We start from the raw sequence: 18643 nt of genomic DNA, 5'->3' as shown, positions 1-18643 counted from the left end.
CGTTGCTCACGCGTTGATCGCGTTGTTTCCGGGAAGCCGACCTCTCAACAGGTGGGCGAGGGACTGTTTCCCGGAAACAACGCGATCATGCGATGTGCCGGAATCCGAGAAACGGCGCGATCATCGGGACGCGTAGGCTCGGTGGCATGAGCTTCCTGCGGGTGCCTGACGAGGCCGATGCCACGCCCGAGGCCGCGAGCCTCCTCGCCGCCGACCGGGCCGCCAACGGGTTCGTCGCCAACTACACCGAGGTCTTCTCACTGCGGCCCGCGGTCCTCGCCGCGTGGCAGCAGCTCAACGTCACCATCAAGGGCGGCATGGACCTGCGCCGCTACGAGCTGGTAACGCTCGCCGCCGCTCGGGCGCTGAAGTCGAGCTACTGCGCCCTCGCCCATGGCAAGGTGCTGCGGGATCGGTTCTACGACGCGGAGACCGTGCGGGCCATCGCCACGCACCACGGCAGCGCGGGGCTCGACGCGAGCGACGTGGCTGTCATGACCTTCGCCGAGAAGGTCGTCGCCGACGCCACCGCGATCACCGAGGCCGACGTCGAGGAGCTGCGCGGGCACGGGCTGGGGGAGGAGGACATCCTCCAGGTGGTGCTCGCCGCGACAGCGCGGTGCTTCTTCAGCAAGACGCTGGATGCCGTCGGTGCCGAGCCGGACGCGCACTACGTCGCCTCCGTCGAGCCCGACCTGCGTCAGGCGCTCACGGTCGGTCGCCCGGTGGCGGCAGCGGAGTAGTCCGGGGGCGGGTTCCCGGATTACCCGTCAACGCGCGTCGGTGACCACGTAGGAGCAGGGCGAACAGGCCGCCGGGCCCTGCTCGGCGAACCACCGGCAGTTCCGCCGGATGGCGCACTTGGGCAGGTCGACCTCCTCGCCACCGCTGGCCTGATAGGACTCGACCAGTGTGGCGCCGAGGCCGCAGTGCTCACCGGTCCAGAATCCGCACCTGCTCGTGACGCATGGCCCGGCGAACCGGTAGCTCGCCTCCAGCGGCCCGGCAGAGTCGTCCATGCCGGAGAGCACCGTCTCGGCGGGAACCTCCGGGGTGATGTAGGCGACCTTGCCCATCGGTGTGATCATCCCCAGGAAGACGGTGGCGTTGCCCGCCGGTGTGCTGGGGCACATCCGGTCGACAGGTTCCACACGCCGCTGGTCGTCGATCATTACTGGTAGAACCCGATGGCGTTGATCTGCTGCCCGACCTGGTCGGCCCGGGGTCCGTCGATCACCCAGAGGCCGTACCACTCGGGCCGCAGGACCGGCCAGTTGGCGTGGCCGACGGTGATCGGCCGCAGCAGGTTGACGCTGGCGTTCTGCAGCGCGGCGAGCCCGGCCTTCTGGATCTCGTTGGCGATGCGGACGCGCTGTGCCTCGGTGAGGTCGACGCCGTCGACGACGAAGCGGAAATCATGACGTGATGTTGCCATCGGATACCCCTAGCGGTTGTGGTGGACGGACAGGCCCCGCCGCAGCGTGGCCTCGGTGAAAGCGGACCAGCCCTGGCGGCTGGTGATGTCGCCGGATCCGCCCGCGGCGCGCAGGATCCGGTTGGCGTCGGCTGCCCAGCCGCCGGTGGCCGAAGCCGAGCCCGCCCAGACGCCCGCGATGGCGGCCCGGACGAACGAGACCTGGTCGGAGCCGCCGGTGAAGCCGGGGTGGCCGTCGGAGATCTCCAGGTGTCCAGCGCCGGCCGTCACCCTGGGAAAGTGGTGGTAGAGGCTGGCGAGCGTGGCCCAGTAGCGGCTGTCACGCACGGACGCGTCGAAGCCCGCGCGCAGGCGGTCGGTACGCGTGTAGCTGATCCCGACGAGCAGCAGGGCATGTCCGCCGTTGGACGTGCCTGCGGTGGTGAGCTCGAACGGGGCGATCCAGTCCCCGGGGGCGTTGGCCCACCAGAGACGCATCCAGTCGCCGAGCCGGTCGTGGAAGTCCGGCGCGTAGCGCAGAGTCACCTCGGCGCCCGAGGGCGATCGGGTGAGCACGGCACCGATGCGGCTGTGCTCCACAAGCGGGACCGCTGGAGCTGCGGTGGTGCTCGCCGATGCCGCTGTCGGCACCGCCAATGCGAGCGCGGAACCAGCGGCGGCTGCAGCGGTGAGGATTCCGCGGCGGGACACAGCCGGTGTGGTGGGTTCCATGTGCCTCCCTTCATAGACATGCATCGCTAGACGCACGTCATCTGTGAGAATCGACACATTCAAGTTTCTGCATAATATAAATGTCGTTGATCCGACAAGTACCTGGCAGTGGCGGGTTTGCCGAAGCTGGTCAGTCTCTGTCCAGCTCCGAGCCGCCGGAGCGCCTACAGTTACATCAGCAACTGCCGATCTGAGCTGGCCAGCTCCCCCTACCCGTGCGTCTTCGTCGCAGGGAAGAAGGAGCCATGTTCCGTCGTCTCGCCACACTCGCAGCCTCGTCCGTCCTGGCCGCTCTCGTCATCGTCGCCCCCGCGGCCCCCGCATCCGCCGCAGTGCTCACCTCCGGCGATCCGGTCACCGCCACCGTCGCCGTACCGGGAGGGACCGCGAGCTACACCTTCGCGGGGGTCAGCGGCGAGCACATCACCTTCGACGTCTCCTCCTCGTCCTGGGGCGGTGGCGTGGCCTACGGCAACCTCTACAACCCCTCCGGCGGCTACGTCGGCTACTTCTCGATGAGCAGTTCGGCGACGTTCGGCGACTTCACGCTGAACGCCACCGGCACCTGGACGATCGTCATCGACCCCAGCGGCAGCGCGGTCGGGGCCGCCACCTTCACCTACGCCGTCGACCTCGCCGGCGGCGCCCTCACCTCCGGTGTCGCGGTGACGACGGCGATCGGGTTCCGGGGTCAGAACGCCCGCTACACCTTCTCCGGGACGGCCGGGGAGCACGTGACCTTCGACGCGTCGTCGACTTCGTGGGGTGGTGGTGTGGCGTATGTGGAGCTCTACAACCCGACCGGCGGTTACCTCGGCTACTTCTCGATGAGCAGTTCGGCGACGTTCGGCGACTTCACGCTGAACGCGACCGGGACCTGGACTGCGGTGGTCAATCCCAGCAGCGCGGCGACGGGTGCGGCGACGATCGCCTTCGCCCGCGACATCCTCGGCGGCTCCCTCACCCCCGACACGGCGGTGACGACGGCGATCGGGTTCCGTGGTCAGAACGCCCGCTACACCTTCTCCGGGACGGCCGGGGAGCACGTGACCTTCGACGCGTCGTCGACTTCGTGGGGTGGTGGTGTGGCGTATGTGGAGCTCTACAACCCGACCGGCGGCTACCTCGGCTACTTCACGATCAGCGGCTCGGCGACCTTCGGCGACTTCACCCTCAACGCCACGGGGACCTGGACCGTGGTGATCAATCCCAGCAGCGCTGCGATGGGGTCGGTGACGCTGACGTTCGCCCGGGACATCCTCGGCGGTTCTCTGACATCCGGCACCGCGGTGACGACGGCGATCGGGTTCCGGGGTCAGAACGCCCGCTACACCTTCTCCGGGACATCTGGTGAGCACGTGACCTTCGACGCGTCGTCGACTTCGTGGGGCGGTGGCATCGCCTACGTGGAGCTCTACAACCCGACCGGCGGTTACCTCGGCTACTTCACGATCAGCGGCTCGGCGACCTACGGCGACTTCACGTTGAACGCCACGGGCACCTGGACCGCCGTGATCAACCCCAATAGCGCCGCGACGGGGTCGGTCACCCTTACCCTGGGCCGGGACATCCTCGGCGGCTCCCTCACCCCGGCTGTCCCCGTCACCACGACCATCGGGCTGCGGGGCCAGAACGCCCGCTACACCCTCTCCGGTACGAGCGGCCAGCACATCCGCATCTCCGCGTCGTCGACATACTGGGGCGGCGGTCAGGCGTACGTCGAGCTCTACAACCCGACCGGCGGTTACCTCGGCTACTTCACGATCAGCGGCTCGGCGACCTACGGCGACTTCACGCTGAACGCGACAGGCACCTGGACCGTGCTCGTCAATCCCAACAGCGCGGCGACGGGATCGGCGACGCTGTCCTACCTCTGATCGACACAGATGTGCCCGGCGGGCCGGGTGAGCCTGCCGGGCACGTCTGATGGTGCTGGTTACGGGTTGCTGAAGCCCATCGTGTAGGCGCCGGAACCGCTGTACGCGTGCACCTGGAAACGGTAGTTGCCGGCGGTGCCCGAGTAGGTGAGCGTCTCCGCGTTCGACGACGTCGCGCCCTCTGCGACGTCGACCCACGCCGACCCGCTCCACTTCTGCAGGTAGAGGTCGTAGTCGGTGCCCGACGGTCCGCGCAGGCAGCCGCGGTGGGTGCCCGAGACGGTGGAGGTGTAGTAGCTGTTGTCCGGCTGGTAGGCGACGCCGCCGCTGGAGAGCGTGCCGGAGCGGGTGAACTCGTAGCCGGTGCAGCCGCTGGTCGGCGGCGGCGACGAGGGCGGCGTGGTGCCGCTGGTCATCAGGGTCAGGCCGTAGGCCTGGAGGATCTCGTTGACCGGCTGGAAGTACGTGGTGCCGCCGGAGGTGCAGTTGCCCGAACCGCCGGAGGTGACGCCCTGGGCCTGGTTGCCCGCGATGAGCGAGCCGCCGGAGTCACCGGGCTCAGCGCAGACGTTGGTGCGGATGAGGCCGCTGACGGTGCCCTGCGAGTAGGTCACCGACGCGTTGCGGGCACCGATGGTGCCGCAGTGCCAGCCCGTGGTCGAGCCGGACCGGCACACCGAGGCGCCGATCGCCGCGTCGGTCGAGCCGGCGACGGAGACGGTGGTGCTGCCCGAGTAGCGGTTGACGAGCGGGCGGGGCGTGTTGCCCGAGGCGGTCCGGACATACGAGTAGTCGTTGCCGGGGAAGCTGGAGCCGCCGAACGTGCCGCTCGGCTGGGTGGTCGTCGAGCCGGTGGTGCCGCAGTGGCCGGCGCTGACGAAGCCGATCGTGACGGGGAAGCCGACCGAGCAGCGGCTGCCGCCGATGTAGTACGCGTTGCCGCCGATGACGTCGATCAGCGGCACCGGGTTCTCGGTGGACACCTCGATGCGGATGGCACTGATGTCGGCGCCGATCTGCTTGAGGAATCCGGCGGTGTCGGCGCCGGCGCGGGCGAGCACGACGACGGTGTTGGTGGTGACGTCCACATACCAGCCGGGTACGGCCTTGGGCGCCTTGGCGGAGTTGGCGTCGAGCTTCGCCTTGACCGCGTCGAGCTGCTGCAGGCTGTGCTTGACGAGACGGGGGGTCGCCCCGGCGGCACGCACCTGCTCGGCCTGCGCCTCGCCGGTCACCGCGATCGTGAAGGTCTTCGCGTCAGCTGAGAGCCAGGCGCCGGCGTAGGACTTGCCGAGCGACTTGCGCAGCTTCAGGTCGGACTTGTTGGCCTTCGCCTCGTTGGCGAGCCGGACCGAAACGCCTGCGGTGTCGAGCTTGAGGTCCCGTGCCAGGGCCTCGAAGACCTGGGGCGAGACGCCCGCCGCGGTAGCGGCATCGTTGACGGATTCGGCACGCTGACCGGCCACGGCCGGGTAGGTCAGCGCGGCAGTGATACCCATGGTGAGGGTGGCTACTGCGGAGATGTAGAAAATTCTACGATTCATGCCGGGAAAGCTATCGGGCAATGTATTGAACTAGATAGATATTATTTTCGTCATATCGTCATGCGATGGAACGCCGGGTCCGAACTGCGGGTAGGCCTTGCGCCACTCGATGTAGTGCGGGTTGCGGTCGGCGGACTCCTCGTAGGCCGCAGCGGCGTGGGTGTGCATCGTCTCAGCGAACCGGGCCGCCTCGCTGCGCGGGTGCCAGCCGAGCAGGTGTCGCCAGCGCAGTGGCCCACCGGCGATCGGCACCGTCGCGACGCCATCCACCCGGCGGAAGGTCGCCTTGCACAGCCCCACGGCATGCCCCGCCAGCACCACGTCGATGGCGTTGCCGAAGTCCATCTCGTACATGGTGCGGGGGGAGAAGCCCGATCGCGCGCAGGCGGCGGCGAAGCAGTCGCCGAAGCAGCCGTCGCCGGGCATGCTCGCCCACTGCGCATCCGACAGCTCCGCCAGGTCGATCTCCCAGCGCCGGGCCAATGGATGCGTTTCCGGCAGCATCACGAAAATGGCGTCGGTCGCGATCTCGCGCCACACCAGGCCGCTCTCGGCCGGGCCGGGGATGGTGTCGCCGCAGACGCCGACGATGCAGAAGTCGAGCTTGCGCTCGGCGGCCATCTCGGCGAGCTTGTCGGCCCAGTGCGACGGATGGGTCAGCACCTCCAAGCTGTCCTCCAGCGAGGCGAGCCGGGAGATGAGGCCGCCGAGGATCGGTCCGTTGACCGCGCCGATGCGCCACTGGGTCGGCCGGGACCGGTGACCGGCGAGCTGCGCCGCGTCCTCCTGGAGGCCCTTCATCGCGGGCAGCACCACCCGGGCGCGGGCGAGCACGAGCTCCCCGAGCGCCGTCGGTGTGGCCCCGCGTCGGTCGCGGTCGAAGAGAGGGCCGCCCAGCGCTCGCTCGATCCGTTGGAGCTGCGCGGTGACAGCAGGCTGGGCCAGCCCGAGAAGCGACGCTGCTTTTGTCACACTGCCGGTGTCCGCGATCGCCCGCAGCACTCTCAGATGCCGTATCTCCAGGTCCATGGCACTCCTTAACAGGATCAACCAATGGAAGTGACTGGCAGAGCCTAATGCCTCGCAACACCGATGTCACGACCGTCACCAATATGGATAGAACGCCAAAATCGACCAAAAATTACTAATGTGTATGCATAGCGCATGTCGGGCTCGGTGGCCTCGCCAGCGGGATCTTCGCTAGGCTGTGCCGCTCTGAGGGGGTGTCCATGAACCTGGGCGGGCGTTGGCGGTCGATGGGACCGCTTCGATGGGTCGCCGGAGCGGCGACTCTGCTGATTCTCGCCGCAGCTGTGTGGCTGGCGTGGCCCGCTGACGAGCGTCGACCGGTCGAGCGGGTCCATCGTGAGTTCACTGCCTGCCTGCTCTCCGACGAGAAAGGCAAGTCGTCGCCGGAGACGCTTCAGGTGGTGCGGACGCTGGAGGAGGCGGCAGCTGCGAGCAACACGAAGCTCCAGGTCATGCCGCTGGTGGGGCCGCAGACGGTGGAGCGGGCGGTGGCATCGGTCAACGGCATGGTTCAGCGTCGATGCCAACTCATCCTGGCGGTGGGTCGGATCCCGCTGCTCGCGGTGGCACAGGCTGCTCCACTGTGGCCGGAGGATCGGTTTTCCACCGTATCGACACCGATGAGCTCAAGGCCGCCAACGGAACGTCGCTCGCGAAGATCGACTATGGGTTCGACAACAACGGCAACCTGACCTCGAAGCAGGCGGTCAACCTCGGCCAGGCCGGCACGGTCGACAACACCTACACCTACGACGCTGCGAATCGCCTCAAGACCTGGCAGCGCAACAGCGGTACGCCGACCGCGTACGAGTATGACAAGGCAGGCAACAGGACCAAGGCCGGCGGCAACGAGTTCTGGTACGACCAGCGCAACCGCCTCGACCATGATCTGTTCGCCGACTACGGCTACACGCCTCGCGGGACACTGGCCACCCGTGATGACGGTGCTCAGATCCTGGACACCCAGTCCGACGCATACGGCCAGGCCATCACGCAGGAGTACAACGGCGGCACCCAGACCTACTCCTATGACGCCCTGGGCCGTGCCGTCATCACCGGTCACCGCTACTCCGGTCTCGGCAACGACCTCGCCGCCGACACCACCGCCCAGTACATCCGCGACCCGGCCGGGGCTCTCGTCGGCGCTCGTTCCGGCGCGACCGCCCAGTACACCTGGACGGACCTGCACACCGATGTCGTCGCCCAGTACGAGGCCACCGGCACCGCCGTAGCCGGATCGCGTTCCTACGACCCCTATGGCATACCCGACCCGATCGTCGGTTCTGTCATCGGCAACCTCGGCTACCAGTCGGAGTGGACGGATCCGAGCACCAAGCGCGTCAACATGCACGCCCGCTGGTACGACCCGAAAACCGGGCAGTTCGACTCCCGCGACACCGTCGCGAACAGCCCAGTCCCCAACAGCGCCAACGCCAACCGGTACGCCTACGCCAACGACAACCCGCTGACCGGCACGGACCCCAGCGGACACCAGCGCGACGCGCACGATGATGGTGCCGGTGGTTGCAAAGAAATAGGCGTCTGCTATTTCCAGATGCAGCAGCGCATCCAGGATAATAAGGACAAGAAGGACCGAGAAGACGAGATCCGTCTCAACAACCTGCTGCCCGCGTGCCAACGACCCGGCATGACCAAGATGGTCGGCTGCACCAAATACCAGGAACCCTGCCCGCGCCAGGCCGACAGCAAGGAGAACTACCTCAAGAACTGTACCTACTACCGCACCTATGCCGACGGCAACACGTCGTTCAACGGGGGACCCGCCATCAAGGTGGACCCCAATGACGCCAGCGAGATCGCCCAGCAAATCGACCAACTGGCCGAGGCCTTCGGCGGGTACGGCCAGAGCAACGACCCGCTCGCCCGAGCGGTCATCACGGCGCTGGTCATCGACGCAGCCATCAACGGAGCCCAGAACACCAAGACCGCGCTTGCCGAAAAGGGTGAGGCGCTGGCGTGTGAGAAAGACTGGAAGTGCCGGAACTCAGGCACGCTGACCACGCTCGCCACCGTCGCCACCGCGATCGGCTGCGTCGCGCTGGGTGTCGCCACGGCAGGCCTCGGCGCGGTCGCTTGCGCCGTGGCAGCAGGTGCAGCCACCAGCGTGGCCTCGGAGTGGATGAACCACCGGCTCGACTCCTGGAGCGACGTCCTCAACGCGGCTGCGCTGGGCGGTGCATCCGGACTCCTCAGCGCAGTCACGGGAGGGGTCGGCGGAGCGGTCGCCGGTCTCATCGCTCGTCCGGTCCTCGCCCGGCTCACCACCAACCTGATCACTCGCGCCCTGGGCGGCGCGCTGGTGGGCGGATTGTCGAGCGCCATCGGGGATTACCTCGCCACCGGTCATATCGATCCGCTCAGTGTCGCCTTCGGTGCCTTGGGCGGTGCGTTTACCGGTGGACGGGCCAAGGCGGCGTGCAGCAAGCACAGTTTTGCGCCGGACACCGAAGTACTCATGGCCGACGGGTCCAGTAAGCCCATCAGCGAGGTCGAGATCGGCGACGAGGTCAGCGCGACTGATCCCGAGTCCGGCTTGACCACCGGGCAAGCGGTCACTGCGGTGCACAACAACCAGGACACGGACCTCACCGACGTCTCCGTCTCCGTTGCTGATGCACAGCAGGCTGGCGATGAGAACCATGTCGGCGCCTCGACCGCATTGCTGCACACCACGCAACACCACCCGTTCTGGGATGCGACGGATCAGGCATGGGTCAACGCCGCCGACCTGAAGCCGGGGCACAAGCTGGTGGCGCCGGACGGGAAGACCCGGCAGGTGGTCGCCGTCCGCAACTTCACGGGGAACCGCGAGATGCGCGACCTCACCGTGGACAACTTCCACACGTACTACGTGGTCGCAGGCGACGCGCAGGTCCTCGTACACAACTGCGGGGAGGGGAACGTTTCCGATGAAGTAATGAATGACCACATCCTTCCCCGCCACGACGCGGGTCATCCAGACGCCGGGAAATGGACAGAAAAGTCGAAATTCGAGGACTGGGTTAAGCCAAGCCACATTCGCAACTGGGCCAGGTTGGCAATGAGTAAGCCCATGGAAAGAATGAACATTGGCACCGGTAATGCCCATCAGCATGTGTTGCAGATCAAAAGCCGCCATCCTATCGGATACGATAAGGATGGGAATGACCTCTTCTCCATTGAAGTGTGGGTGCGAAATGGTGAGGTTGAGAGTGTTCATCCGAACTGAGAGTTGGCTTGGTGATTAATATTCAAGTGCGTAACGAGGCTGGTGAAGTCGTGTCGCGCGGACGACGTGGACTGGACTGGATGACCTCCCTCCAGTATATAGACGATGGGGAGTTTCCATTTCTGGGTAGTATGTTGCCGTATGCGGACACGATGTTCAACTCGCGCCAGACTGTAAGACTTCGAAGGGAGATTGCTAGTCGCTCGATCGGTGAAGTCCTCGGAAATGACGCAGTAGCAGAGATCGAAAGGCTGTGTTTGGAGGTGGAGAATGGATCGCATCTTTATCTTTGGTTCGTGGGAGACTAGCTTAAGCGCTGAACAGGCATCGTTCGACGCTTGCTGACATGTTGTAATGGCTCCATGTCCGTTACGCCGCAGCTCTTGCGATGTGTCGGCGACTCTGGATAGTGGTGTTATTCATTGGATTGCATCATATCTGTCGGCACGGGCTTGACTAATATGTCAATATAGTGATTGATGACAAAGTTGCGCAGGTGATCCTCCAATCGGGATCGAATCTCGATCCTTCGGTAGCGGCCCTGCGGTCGAAGCCCAGGGAATTGGGCCGGGAGACGAATGTGGAATTTCTTGATCTTTCGCCATATCGATATCTTAGGTCGCCAATTCTAATGCGTTCACACCAAGATCGTGAACGGGAATTATGGTGAGTTAGAGTTGGACCCGCGAGAGCTTTTGCTTCAATTCATTTCGCGCATGCAGCAGCTCGCTTCAGAGGTTGGCGCCAGTATGGCCGATCTGACGGGGGTGCAGATCTCGCTTCATTGCATCGAGCTGTAATTCAGCGAAGAGCTGGCCGCAAGTGGCAGTTGCCAAGCGGTGTACACTATTCCGTTCATGACTCGGGCTGCTACATCAAAGGCAAAGACGGTGCTGTAATTGATATAGATATTGCAGCTGATGGCCAAACGCTGGTTTCGACGCTCATAGAATTCTTTGGTTCGCGGAGTCGATACGTGCTCGGGGGAATACGCTGGTGACGGTGGAGTCAGCGCTTCATGATTTGGTTGGTAAAGGAGTTCTGGTTGTCGAACGAGGGATAGCGGGCCAGGCTTGGTATGCAGTCGCAAATCCTGGCACCCCGTGAAATACGTGAAGGCTATTCGATTTTATCGCGTGGGCTCGCGTGACGACCAATCAAACAATTTCCGCTCTTGGCTTGTCCGCCCGAGCCAGTAAATACGTCGGTATTCGATATGAAAGTATTGGTGCTGCGGCCACGGATAGATCGTCCGGATCGTATAAGGAGCCGAACGTGGTGTCGGCGCTGCAAGAATTCGAAAGCGTATATTCTGGACTGAGCGTAGATTTTCTAGGCGGACCCCTTGTCGGCAAGCTGAGGTTGGGTGTTGCCGGGTCGGATCCGATCTGGCGAACGAGAGACGGCGCGTGGATATTTCGATGTGGGGCGCACACCACTGCTCAATGTGCCATTGTGTCGTCGATCGACGGCCAGGTGGGTTGCTCGTGGTCGGGGGAACGTGACTTCACTCTTGGAGAACGCGGCCGCCTGGGGAGCTGTTCAGAATTGGCAGTATGCGGCCGTCCTTGAGGGGCGGCCGGGCGATATCCTCAGCAAATTCGCCGATGTCATATTCGATGCTGATGCGTCGGATGACTTGAACGAATGGTGGTTGGGTTCGCGATCGGCGATAGTCGGACAGCCTTATCTGAATCCGAGTCGGAGCCCCCATTCTCAAGTTTCAGTCCTCGTGAAGGATGCCGCCGATGTGGATCATGTCCGAAGCGTCTTGTCGAGCACCGGGGCTGGTTGGTCAGTTTTCGGGTCGCGGATACGTTTAAATTTGTAGATCATCAAAAATAGCGCCATGTAGGCTGTCGGCGATCGACCGCATTGCCGCACGCCACGCAACACCACCCGTTCGGGCCTGTTCGCACTATGCAGGCGGATCGCCGTAGGTGCGGCGTACCTCGCTCCATCCGTATCACGGCCGCCACGGCTGACCCGATCTCGTCCCGCCGTGCGTCCCGGTCGTCAGCCGCGCAGCGTCCGCTCCATCCGACGGCTCGCCACCGCCATCGCCAGCACGGCCAGCACCACCAGATAGCCGCAGTGCAGCGCCGAATCCCACCCGAACGTCCCGGTGGACAGGTCCCGGGTTAGGGCGACCGCCTGCCACAGCGGTGTCGCCTGCGCGAGCGGGCCGAGGAAGAGCGGGTACTCCGAGACCGGGGCGAACGTGCCGGAGAAGACGAACATCACGAAGGTGAAGAGGTTGACCCGGTCGAAGTCGTGGGTGCCGCGCAGGAAGGTGGAGATCGCCGCGCCGAGCGCGCCGAAGGCGAACCCGGTCAGCAGGGTCACCACGAAGAGCCCGGGGATCTGCGCCGCGTCGATCAGGCCCATCAGCTGCATGAGGACGAGGAACGGGATCGAGTGGACCGCGCCTCGCGCCACGGACCACAGCACCTCGCCCAGTACCATCTCGGTGGAGCTGACCGGGGTGCACGCGGTCGCGTCGTGCAGCCGCATCATCCGCAGCTTGGTGAAGAAGTTGAAGGTCGCCTCCGACATCGCCCCGTTCATGACCGAGGCGGCGAGCATCGCCGGCGCCACGAACCTGACGTAGGAGACCGCTTCGCCGTCCACGGTGATCGACCCGACCAGCGACCCGACGCCGAGGCCGATGGAGAAGAGGTAGAAGGCCGGTTCGAAGAGCCCCGACAGGAGGACCCAGAGGTAGGAGGGGTGGCTCGCCGCTGCGACGTTGCGGGCGGAGACGGCGAGCGCCCGTCGCACGCTGGCCCAGGGGCCGGCGGCGTACGCGATGGGTTGGGTCATGCCGTGTCCTAATCTGAGAGGCGCCGGGTGAAGGCGGCGCGGGCGAGGAGGAATCCGAAACCGGCCCAGGCGAGCAGGCAGAGGATGTGGACGGCCGCTGCGCCTGCGCGCACGTCGCCCAGGACGCACATCCGGACGAGCTCCGTGGCGTGGCTCAGCGGCAGCAGCAGCACCGCCGCCCGGACCGGGACGGGCAGCGTGGCGAGCGGGAAGTAGACGCCGCTGAGCAGCGACATCGGGATGATCCCGAGCCGGAAGAGCACGTCGAACATCCCCGGGTGCCGGATCGAGGCGCTGACGGCGAAGACCGGGGCCGCCACCGCCAGGGCGATCAGGACGGCGAGCGGCAGCACCGCCAGCGCCCACCACGAGCGCGGTACGCCGAAAGCCGCCACCACGGCGAGGAACCCGGCACCGGCGATCACCGAGCGCAGTACCACGTACCCGAGGTGGCCCATCAGGATGTCGCTGATCCGGGCCGGGGTGACCCGCATCGCGTGGTAGATCCTGCTCCACTCGAAGCCGCCGTAGACCGACCACGCCGATTCGGCGGCGGCGACCTGGGTCACGGCGGCGGCGAGCAGGCCGGGGGCGACGTAGCTCAGGTAGGGGACGCCGAGGCTCTGGTCGACGTGGCGGCCCACGGACCAGCCGATGCCGATGAGCAGGCACAGCGGCAGGATGAACGAATTGAAGGCGGAGTCGCGCCACGTCTGGCGGTAATAGGTCAGCAGGTGCGCGGTGACCGCCGTCATCGGAGTCATGCTCATTCGTCCCCCAGCGATCGTCCGGTCAGGTGCAGGAAGACGTCCTCGAGCCCGGCCCGGCGGACCAGGGCGCTGCGGGCACCGATGCCCCGCGTGTGCACGGCTGTCGCCGCCGCGTCGCCGTCGTCGGCGTAGACGAGCACCCGGTCGGGCAGCGTCTCGGTGCGTACCCCGATGCCGGTGAGCGATGCCGCGACGCCGCTGGTGTCGCCTGCGAACCGCAGTTCGAGGACCTCCTTGGTGCAGTGCCCGGCGATGAGCGCGCCCGGTGTCCCGGCCGCGACGATCCGGCCGTGGTCCACGATGACCAGCCGGTCGCAGAGCTGCTCGGCCTCGTCCATGTAGTGCGTGGTCAGGACCAGTGTCACGCCCCTGCGCCGCAGCTGGTCGAGGCGTTCCCAGAGGAGGTGGCGGGCCTGGGGGTCCAGTCCTGTGGTCGGCTCGTCGAGCAGCAGCAGCCCGGGATCGTTGATCATCGCGCGGGCGATGCTGAGCCGCCGCTTCATCCCGCCCGAGAGCGAGTCGACCTTGGCGGCCGCGCGGTCCTGCAGCTGGACGAAGCCGAGGAGCTCGGCCGCGCGGGTGCGGGCCACGGCCTTGGGGATGCCGAAATACCGCGCGAAGACCGTCAGGTTCTGCTCCAGGCTCAGCTCCGGGTCCAATGTGTCCTGCTGCGGGCAGACGCCGATCCGCGAGCGGATCCGCGGGCCGTCGGTGGCGGCGTCCATGCCGAACATCCGCAGCTCGCCCGCGCTGGGCTTGGAGACGCAGCTGATCATGCGCATGGTGGACGACTTGCCCGCCCCGTTGGGGCCGAGCAGTCCGAAGACCTCGCCAGGGTGGACCTCGAAGTCGATGCCGTCCACGGCGGTGAAGTCACCGTAGCGTTTGACCAGACCACTGGCGCTGACCAACGGCCGTTCCTGTGACATGGGATGGTTCCTTCCGGTGTGTTGCGGTGCGGTGCGTGACAGACAGTCGGATCAGGTTCGGTAGTGGTGGAGCAGGCTCTGCCCCGGCCCGACGATCTCGTCGACCGCCTCGTCGACACCGTCCACAGGGGTGGCGACGCCGTCGAGGTAGGTGTCGAACTGTTCGAGCGTGCGGGCGCCGATCAGGATGGAGCCGACCAGCGGCCGGCGGGCCAGCCAGCCCAGGGCGAGCTGCGGCAGCGTCCACCCGTTGGCCGAGGCGAGCTTGCCGAACCGCTCGGCCGCCTCGAATCCCCGCTGGTAGCGCTCCTCCCCGGCGGCGTTCCACCGGCGGATCCGGCCTTCGGCGGCGGCGTCGGCGTATTTGCCGGTGAGCAGCCCCTCCCCGAGCGGGCTCCAGGCGGTGATGCCCATCCGCCACTCGCGCAGCGCGTCACCGGCGGCCGACTCCACCTGCCGTTCCAGCAGCGAGTAGGGCGCCTGGTCGACTCCGGCGGGCGCGATGCCCTCGGCCCGCAGCGCCTGCTGCAGCGCGTCGATCTGGTGGCCGTGGAAGGTGCTGGTGGCGATGTGGCGGACGGTGCCCGCTCGGACGAGGTCGGCGAGCGCCCCGGCCGTCTCCTCGGCCGGCACGGTCGGGTCGGGACGGTGCAGGTGCAGCACGTCCAGGTAATCGGTGCCGAGCCGCTCCAGGCAGCCCGCCACGGCCCGGCGTACGGCCTGGGCGGACAGCCCCCGGTCGGCGGGATCGGGTCCGAACGGCGCGTAGACCTTGGTGCCGATCAGGATCCGGTCCCGCATCGGCCGCAGGTAGGCGCCGACGATCTCCTCCGACGCGCCGGAGCCGTAGTTGTTGGCGGTGTCGAAGTAGGTGATTCCCTCGTCGAGGGCGCGCCGCATCAGCCGGTGGGCCTCCTCGACCGGGGTCTCCCAGCCGAACAGCCACGTGCCCAACCCCAGCGGCCCCAGCTCGGGGAACGGCTCGGCGGTCATGCCGCTGCTCCCGTCGGCTCGAAGGAGGGCAGCACCACGGCGGCGCCGTCGCGCTCGCCGGAGGCGGCCGCGGCCACCCCGGCGAGGGAGATGTTGAGCGACAGGCCCAGGCCGAGGGCGGGCTCGGCGCCGTCGAGCTCGGCGGCGAACCGGCGCAGCATCAGCCGCTCCGGTTCGAAGCCGAGGCCCCACAGGTCGTCATAGACGGCCTTGAGGGAGACCTCGCGCTGCTCCCAGTCGCCCCCGGCGGGGCCGGGTCCACCGTGGAATATCCGCAGTGGACCGTCGAAGGCGCCGGCCGGGTCGCTCTCGGCGCACCAGTTCTCGGCGGTGACGGTCCAGCGGGTCAGCGGTCGCGGTGCCAGGCCGCTGTTGGCGACGTAGAAGACCGCGCCGCCGTCGGTCTCCACCAGCGCGATCGGCAGCAGCGAGCCCTGTGCCCGGGAGCGCCGGCCCAGCGGGTCCAGGCCGATCACGCGGTGCGCGCGCTGGCCGGTGGCGTAGAGCAGCGGACCCAGGCCGTGCGTGATGTAGCGGGCCATGCGGTAGTCGTCGCGCCACCCGCCGGGGATCATCCCGCTGTCCATCTCCAGGTAGTGGCCCTCGCCGCCGAGCACCAGCCCCGCGGTGCCCTCGGCCCGCCGCTCTTGCACGACCTTCCGGATGCTCTGGACGGCGGGCAGGAAGCAGAACGACTCCGCCATGGCGACGGGCACCCCGCTGCGGACCGCCGCCGCGTGCACCGCCTCGGCCTCGTCGAACGTCTCGACCATCGGGCACTCGACGATGGTGGGGACGCCGCGCTCGATCAGGGCGATGGAGTCCTCGGCGTGCCGCCGGGGCGGCGTGGCGACGATCGCCAGGTCGGCGGCCGTGCCGCTGAGCAGCCCGGCGATGTCGGCGAAGACCGGGACGCCGGGGAACTCGGCCGTGAAGGCCGCGACGCTGGCCGGCGATGGATCGCACACGCCGGCCAGCACCAGGTCGGGATGGTCGGTGAGGGCCCGCGCGAGCATCGCGCCGCGGGGCCCGGCGCCGACGAGAACGCAACGCTTGCGATGGGTCATGTCGTCATTCCTCTTTCTGCTGGGGCACGCCGCCGATGACGGCGAGGTGCCGGTCGAGCATCTCGTCGAAGGAGCGCAGCCAGTTGGTCCGGAAATCGTGCTCGCGCCGGGCCCGCTCGTGGGCCGCGGTGCTCATGGACTCCCGCTCGGCCGGACTGAGTCCGGCGATCGAGCGGAGCACCGCCGCGACCGCGGCGGTGCTCCGGTCTGCGGCGATGAGGCCGGTCCGTCCGTCCTCGATCAGTTCCGGATAGACCCCGGTCGGGACCGCGGCCACGACCAGCCCCTGACCGCCGCTCATCAGGGCGGCCTCGACCGGGGTGACCGAGGCCGCCTCCCGGTCGGAGAGGAACGCCGCGGCGAGCGTGCGCGGCCACTGGCACAGCGCCGAGAGCACCCGGTCGTCCTGCCCGTCCAGGAGCACGGCCGGCGACCCGGTCCGCCGCACGTGCTCGGCGAGAGCGGGGTAGGGGCGGGGGTTGAGGATCACCGGCACCAACCGGTCCTCCGCGGCCCGGCTCGCATCGATGAGCAGATCAAACCCCTTCTCCGGTACGCCGCGACCCCAGCTGATCACGAGGTCGCGGTCGGTCGGGACGCCCAGGGACCGCAGCAGCTCCGGATCCGGCGGGATCCGGTCGAACTTCGCGGCGTCCGTGGGCACCCCGGCGCGGGCGTAGAGCATCTTGTCGTCGGCGATGCCGTAGACGAGCTGGTACTGCCGGCGCATCCAGTGCGACTCCCAGCCCACGCTGACCCGCCGATCGTGGCGGGCGAGGTGCCCCATCACCGAGTCGGCGTAGGTCTCGGGCAGTTCCGCGTCCCCGTCGGGGCGCAGCACCGGGTTGTGCGTCATGTGGACGTAGCTGGCCGCGATGCCGAACTGGTCGGCGGCGCGCACCACGAACCGGGCCGCCATGGCGAACATGCTCATCCCCGACACGACCAGGACCGAGTCGGCCGTGCCGGAGACGGAGAGCATGACCTGACCGGCGGCGGCGCTGAGCGCGATGCAGTGCTCGAAGTGGTCGACCTCCCAGTTGTGCGCCCGGGGGTCGGCCATCGGGTGGTAGCGCACGCCGCCGCCGTGGACGTACCGGTCCAGGGCCTGGGCGAAGAGCTCCTCGTCCAGCAGCCCGGTGCACTGGGCGCGCTCGGCGACGTGCCACTGCACCTCGACGCCCCGCTCCCGGGCCGATGACTGCGCCTGGTCGCGGGCGTCGAGGATGTTGTGCACGTACCGGGCCACGCCGCCGTCGACCTGCCGGAAACCCTCATTGGTCAGCAGCAGGACGGCGAGACGGTGGTCAGGCATCGAGCATCTTCTCCGCAGCTTCGAAGCCGTGCCGGTAGAGGTACGCCACGACCAGCCGGTTGAGGCCGATGCCGCAGCAGCCGCTCCACAGGTCGATGCCGTCCTCGGTGGTGATCTCGAAACGCTCGGTCAGGTGGGTGCCCTCGGCCGAGCAGCCGGAGATCTCCCGCAGGTCGAACCGCTCGTCGAAGGAGTCCGCCCAGCCGGGCCGGTTGCGGTCGTAACGGGTGCTGCTCAGCGGCACCTCGATGTCCTGGACCGGCACCTCGTCCGGCGACAGCGCCGCGTCCTGCGCCTCGACCAGGGACGGGATCTCCATGCAGCCCTCGGCCGCCACGACCTGCCAGCTGAGGTCCCAGCTCGTCAGCAGGCCGGTGAGGCCCTCCCGGACCAGTGCGCGGGAGGCCCGCACCTGCTCCCGGGTGCCGAGGAAGACGTGCTCGACCCGCAGGAACTCCCGGGCCTTGACCGGTCCGTCGAGCTCTTCGGCGTGCTCGTTGCGCCAGGTCCAGCCGCCGAGGGTCTCGACGATCCGCAGCGGCAGCTCGTCGAGGGGCAGCTTCGTGCCGCGCAGCAGCTGGTAGAGGCTGATGCACTGGACGGGGTCCAGCACCTGGTTGCCGTTGACGCCCGCGGGCATGAGCAGCTCGGGAGCGTACTGGGTGAGGCGGAAGTCCTCCAGCGCCTTCTGCGGGATGAGCCGGGGGAACAGCCACTCCTGGAAGCCGTTGCGGTAGGCCTGGTCCAGGATGGAGCCCTGGAGGCGGCGCAGCAGGCGGACCCAGGGCGCGCGGTAGACGTACTGCCCCTCGGCGAAGTCCGAGATCCAGCCGCGGTCGAGGGCCTCGGCCCGGATGTCGCCGCCGAACATGTCGCCGATCTCGCCGGAGGTCGCGAGGATGGTGCCGAGCTTCATGATGG

15 protein-coding genes are annotated in these 18643 nt (G+C 67.4%); 3 read left to right on the top strand and 12 right to left on the bottom strand.

Annotation, left to right across the window (positions count from 1 at the left end):
* The first annotated feature begins 146 nt into the window (after positions 1 to 146).
* On the top strand, positions 147 to 743 hold the full coding sequence (locus tag F4553_RS08480) for a peroxidase-related enzyme (protein ID WP_184834219.1): 597 nt from the start codon (positions 147 to 149) through the stop codon (positions 741 to 743).
* Positions 744 to 770: 27 nt separating this feature from the next.
* Here the strand turns inward: F4553_RS08480 and F4553_RS08475 are convergent, their stop codons facing one another.
* Genes F4553_RS08475 through F4553_RS08465 form a run of 3 tightly spaced genes read right to left on the bottom strand, consistent with a single transcriptional unit; the run spans position 771 to position 2146 of the window.
* Positions 771 to 1151 carry a hypothetical protein gene (locus F4553_RS08475; protein WP_312875139.1) on the bottom strand — a complete coding sequence of 127 codons (381 nt, stop codon included), beginning with the start codon at positions 1149 to 1151 and terminating at the stop codon, positions 771 to 773.
* Between the two features lie 20 nt (positions 1152 to 1171).
* Positions 1172 to 1435 carry a hypothetical protein gene (locus tag F4553_RS08470; protein WP_184834215.1) on the bottom strand — a complete coding sequence of 88 codons (264 nt, stop codon included), beginning with the start codon at positions 1433 to 1435 and terminating at the stop codon, positions 1172 to 1174.
* Positions 1436 to 1444: 9 nt separating this feature from the next.
* A complete protein-coding gene (locus F4553_RS08465; protein WP_184834213.1) occupies positions 1445 to 2146 on the bottom strand; it encodes a hypothetical protein in 702 nt (233 codons plus the stop codon).
* 245 nt (positions 2147 to 2391) lie between these two features.
* On the opposite strand from F4553_RS08465, the gene F4553_RS08460 reads away from it, so the two are divergent.
* Positions 2392 to 4023 (top strand): hypothetical protein, encoded by a 1632-nt coding sequence (locus F4553_RS08460; protein ID WP_184834211.1) that lies wholly within the window; start codon positions 2392 to 2394, stop codon positions 4021 to 4023.
* Between the two features lie 59 nt (positions 4024 to 4082).
* On the opposite strand, the gene F4553_RS08455 is transcribed toward F4553_RS08460, so the two are convergent.
* Both F4553_RS08455 and F4553_RS08450 read right to left on the bottom strand, forming a co-directional pair.
* Positions 4083 to 5567, bottom strand: a complete 1485-nt coding sequence (locus F4553_RS08455) for a S1 family peptidase (RefSeq protein ID WP_184834209.1) — start codon at positions 5565 to 5567, stop codon at positions 4083 to 4085.
* A gap of 30 nt (positions 5568 to 5597) precedes the next feature.
* Positions 5598 to 6596, bottom strand: a complete 999-nt coding sequence (locus F4553_RS08450; protein ID WP_184834207.1) for a LysR family transcriptional regulator — start codon at positions 6594 to 6596, stop codon at positions 5598 to 5600.
* A gap of 583 nt (positions 6597 to 7179) precedes the next feature.
* Between F4553_RS08450 and F4553_RS08445 the strand changes: the two genes are divergently transcribed.
* A complete protein-coding gene (locus tag F4553_RS08445) occupies positions 7180 to 9825 on the top strand; it encodes a polymorphic toxin-type HINT domain-containing protein (protein ID WP_184834205.1) in 2646 nt (881 codons plus the stop codon).
* A gap of 2016 nt (positions 9826 to 11841) precedes the next feature.
* On the opposite strand, the gene F4553_RS08440 is transcribed toward F4553_RS08445, so the two are convergent.
* Genes F4553_RS08440 through F4553_RS41770 form a run of 7 tightly spaced genes read right to left on the bottom strand, consistent with a single transcriptional unit; the run spans position 11842 to position 18638 of the window.
* On the bottom strand, positions 11842 to 12648 hold the full coding sequence (locus F4553_RS08440) for an ABC transporter permease (RefSeq protein WP_184834203.1): 807 nt from the start codon (positions 12646 to 12648) through the stop codon (positions 11842 to 11844).
* Between the two features lie 8 nt (positions 12649 to 12656).
* Complete coding sequence (locus tag F4553_RS08435; protein WP_184834201.1) at positions 12657 to 13403, bottom strand: ABC transporter permease; 747 nt, start codon at positions 13401 to 13403, stop codon at positions 12657 to 12659.
* An 11-nt stretch (positions 13404 to 13414) separates the two neighbouring features.
* Entirely contained in the window at positions 13415 to 14347 is a 933-nt protein-coding gene (locus F4553_RS08430) for an ABC transporter ATP-binding protein (protein WP_184834199.1), read from the bottom strand.
* Positions 14348 to 14398: 51 nt separating this feature from the next.
* Positions 14399 to 15340, bottom strand: a complete 942-nt coding sequence (locus F4553_RS08425; protein ID WP_184834197.1) for an aldo/keto reductase — start codon at positions 15338 to 15340, stop codon at positions 14399 to 14401.
* On the bottom strand, positions 15337 to 16407 hold the full coding sequence (locus F4553_RS08420; protein WP_184834195.1) for a Gfo/Idh/MocA family protein: 1071 nt from the start codon (positions 16405 to 16407) through the stop codon (positions 15337 to 15339). The genes F4553_RS08425 and F4553_RS08420 overlap by 4 nt, the downstream gene beginning before the upstream one ends.
* A 4-nt stretch (positions 16408 to 16411) precedes the next feature.
* Entirely contained in the window at positions 16412 to 17722 is a 1311-nt protein-coding gene (locus F4553_RS08415) for a glycosyltransferase family 4 protein (RefSeq protein WP_184834193.1), read from the bottom strand.
* Complete coding sequence (locus F4553_RS41770; RefSeq protein WP_184834191.1) at positions 17715 to 18638, bottom strand: hypothetical protein; 924 nt, start codon at positions 18636 to 18638, stop codon at positions 17715 to 17717. The genes F4553_RS08415 and F4553_RS41770 overlap by 8 nt, the downstream gene beginning before the upstream one ends.
* Positions 18639 to 18643 lie beyond the last annotated feature (5 nt).

The organism is Allocatelliglobosispora scoriae (assembly GCF_014204945.1).
GTDB lineage: Bacteria > Actinomycetota > Actinomycetes > Mycobacteriales > Micromonosporaceae > Allocatelliglobosispora > Allocatelliglobosispora scoriae.
This window is presented reverse-complemented; position numbering and strand designations above follow the sequence as displayed.

Bases quoted from the DNA above. Each gene is read 5' to 3' on its own strand.
- F4553_RS08425 (WP_184834197.1), bottom strand. From the start codon at position 15,340: ATGACCGCCGAGCCGTTCCCCGAGCTGGGGCCGCTGGGGTTGGGCACG.
- F4553_RS08465 (WP_184834213.1), bottom strand. From the start codon at position 2,146: ATGGAACCCACCACACCGGCTGTGTCCCGCCGCGGAATCCTCACCGCT.
- F4553_RS08435 (WP_184834201.1), bottom strand. From the start codon at position 13,403: ATGACGGCGGTCACCGCGCACCTGCTGACCTATTACCGCCAGACGTGG.
- F4553_RS08455 (WP_184834209.1), bottom strand. From the start codon at position 5,567: ATGAATCGTAGAATTTTCTACATCTCCGCAGTAGCCACCCTCACCATG.
- F4553_RS08480 (WP_184834219.1), top strand. From the start codon at position 147: ATGAGCTTCCTGCGGGTGCCTGACGAGGCCGATGCCACGCCCGAGGCC.
- F4553_RS08470 (WP_184834215.1), bottom strand. From the start codon at position 1,435: ATGGCAACATCACGTCATGATTTCCGCTTCGTCGTCGACGGCGTCGAC.
- F4553_RS08415 (WP_184834193.1), bottom strand. From the start codon at position 17,722: ATGCCTGACCACCGTCTCGCCGTCCTGCTGCTGACCAATGAGGGTTTC.
- F4553_RS08420 (WP_184834195.1), bottom strand. From the start codon at position 16,407: ATGACCCATCGCAAGCGTTGCGTTCTCGTCGGCGCCGGGCCCCGCGGC.
- F4553_RS08460 (WP_184834211.1), top strand. From the start codon at position 2,392: ATGTTCCGTCGTCTCGCCACACTCGCAGCCTCGTCCGTCCTGGCCGCT.
- F4553_RS08440 (WP_184834203.1), bottom strand. From the start codon at position 12,648: ATGACCCAACCCATCGCGTACGCCGCCGGCCCCTGGGCCAGCGTGCGA.
- F4553_RS08430 (WP_184834199.1), bottom strand. From the start codon at position 14,347: ATGTCACAGGAACGGCCGTTGGTCAGCGCCAGTGGTCTGGTCAAACGC.
- F4553_RS41770 (WP_184834191.1), bottom strand. From the start codon at position 18,638: ATGAAGCTCGGCACCATCCTCGCGACCTCCGGCGAGATCGGCGACATG.
- F4553_RS08450 (WP_184834207.1), bottom strand. From the start codon at position 6,596: ATGGACCTGGAGATACGGCATCTGAGAGTGCTGCGGGCGATCGCGGAC.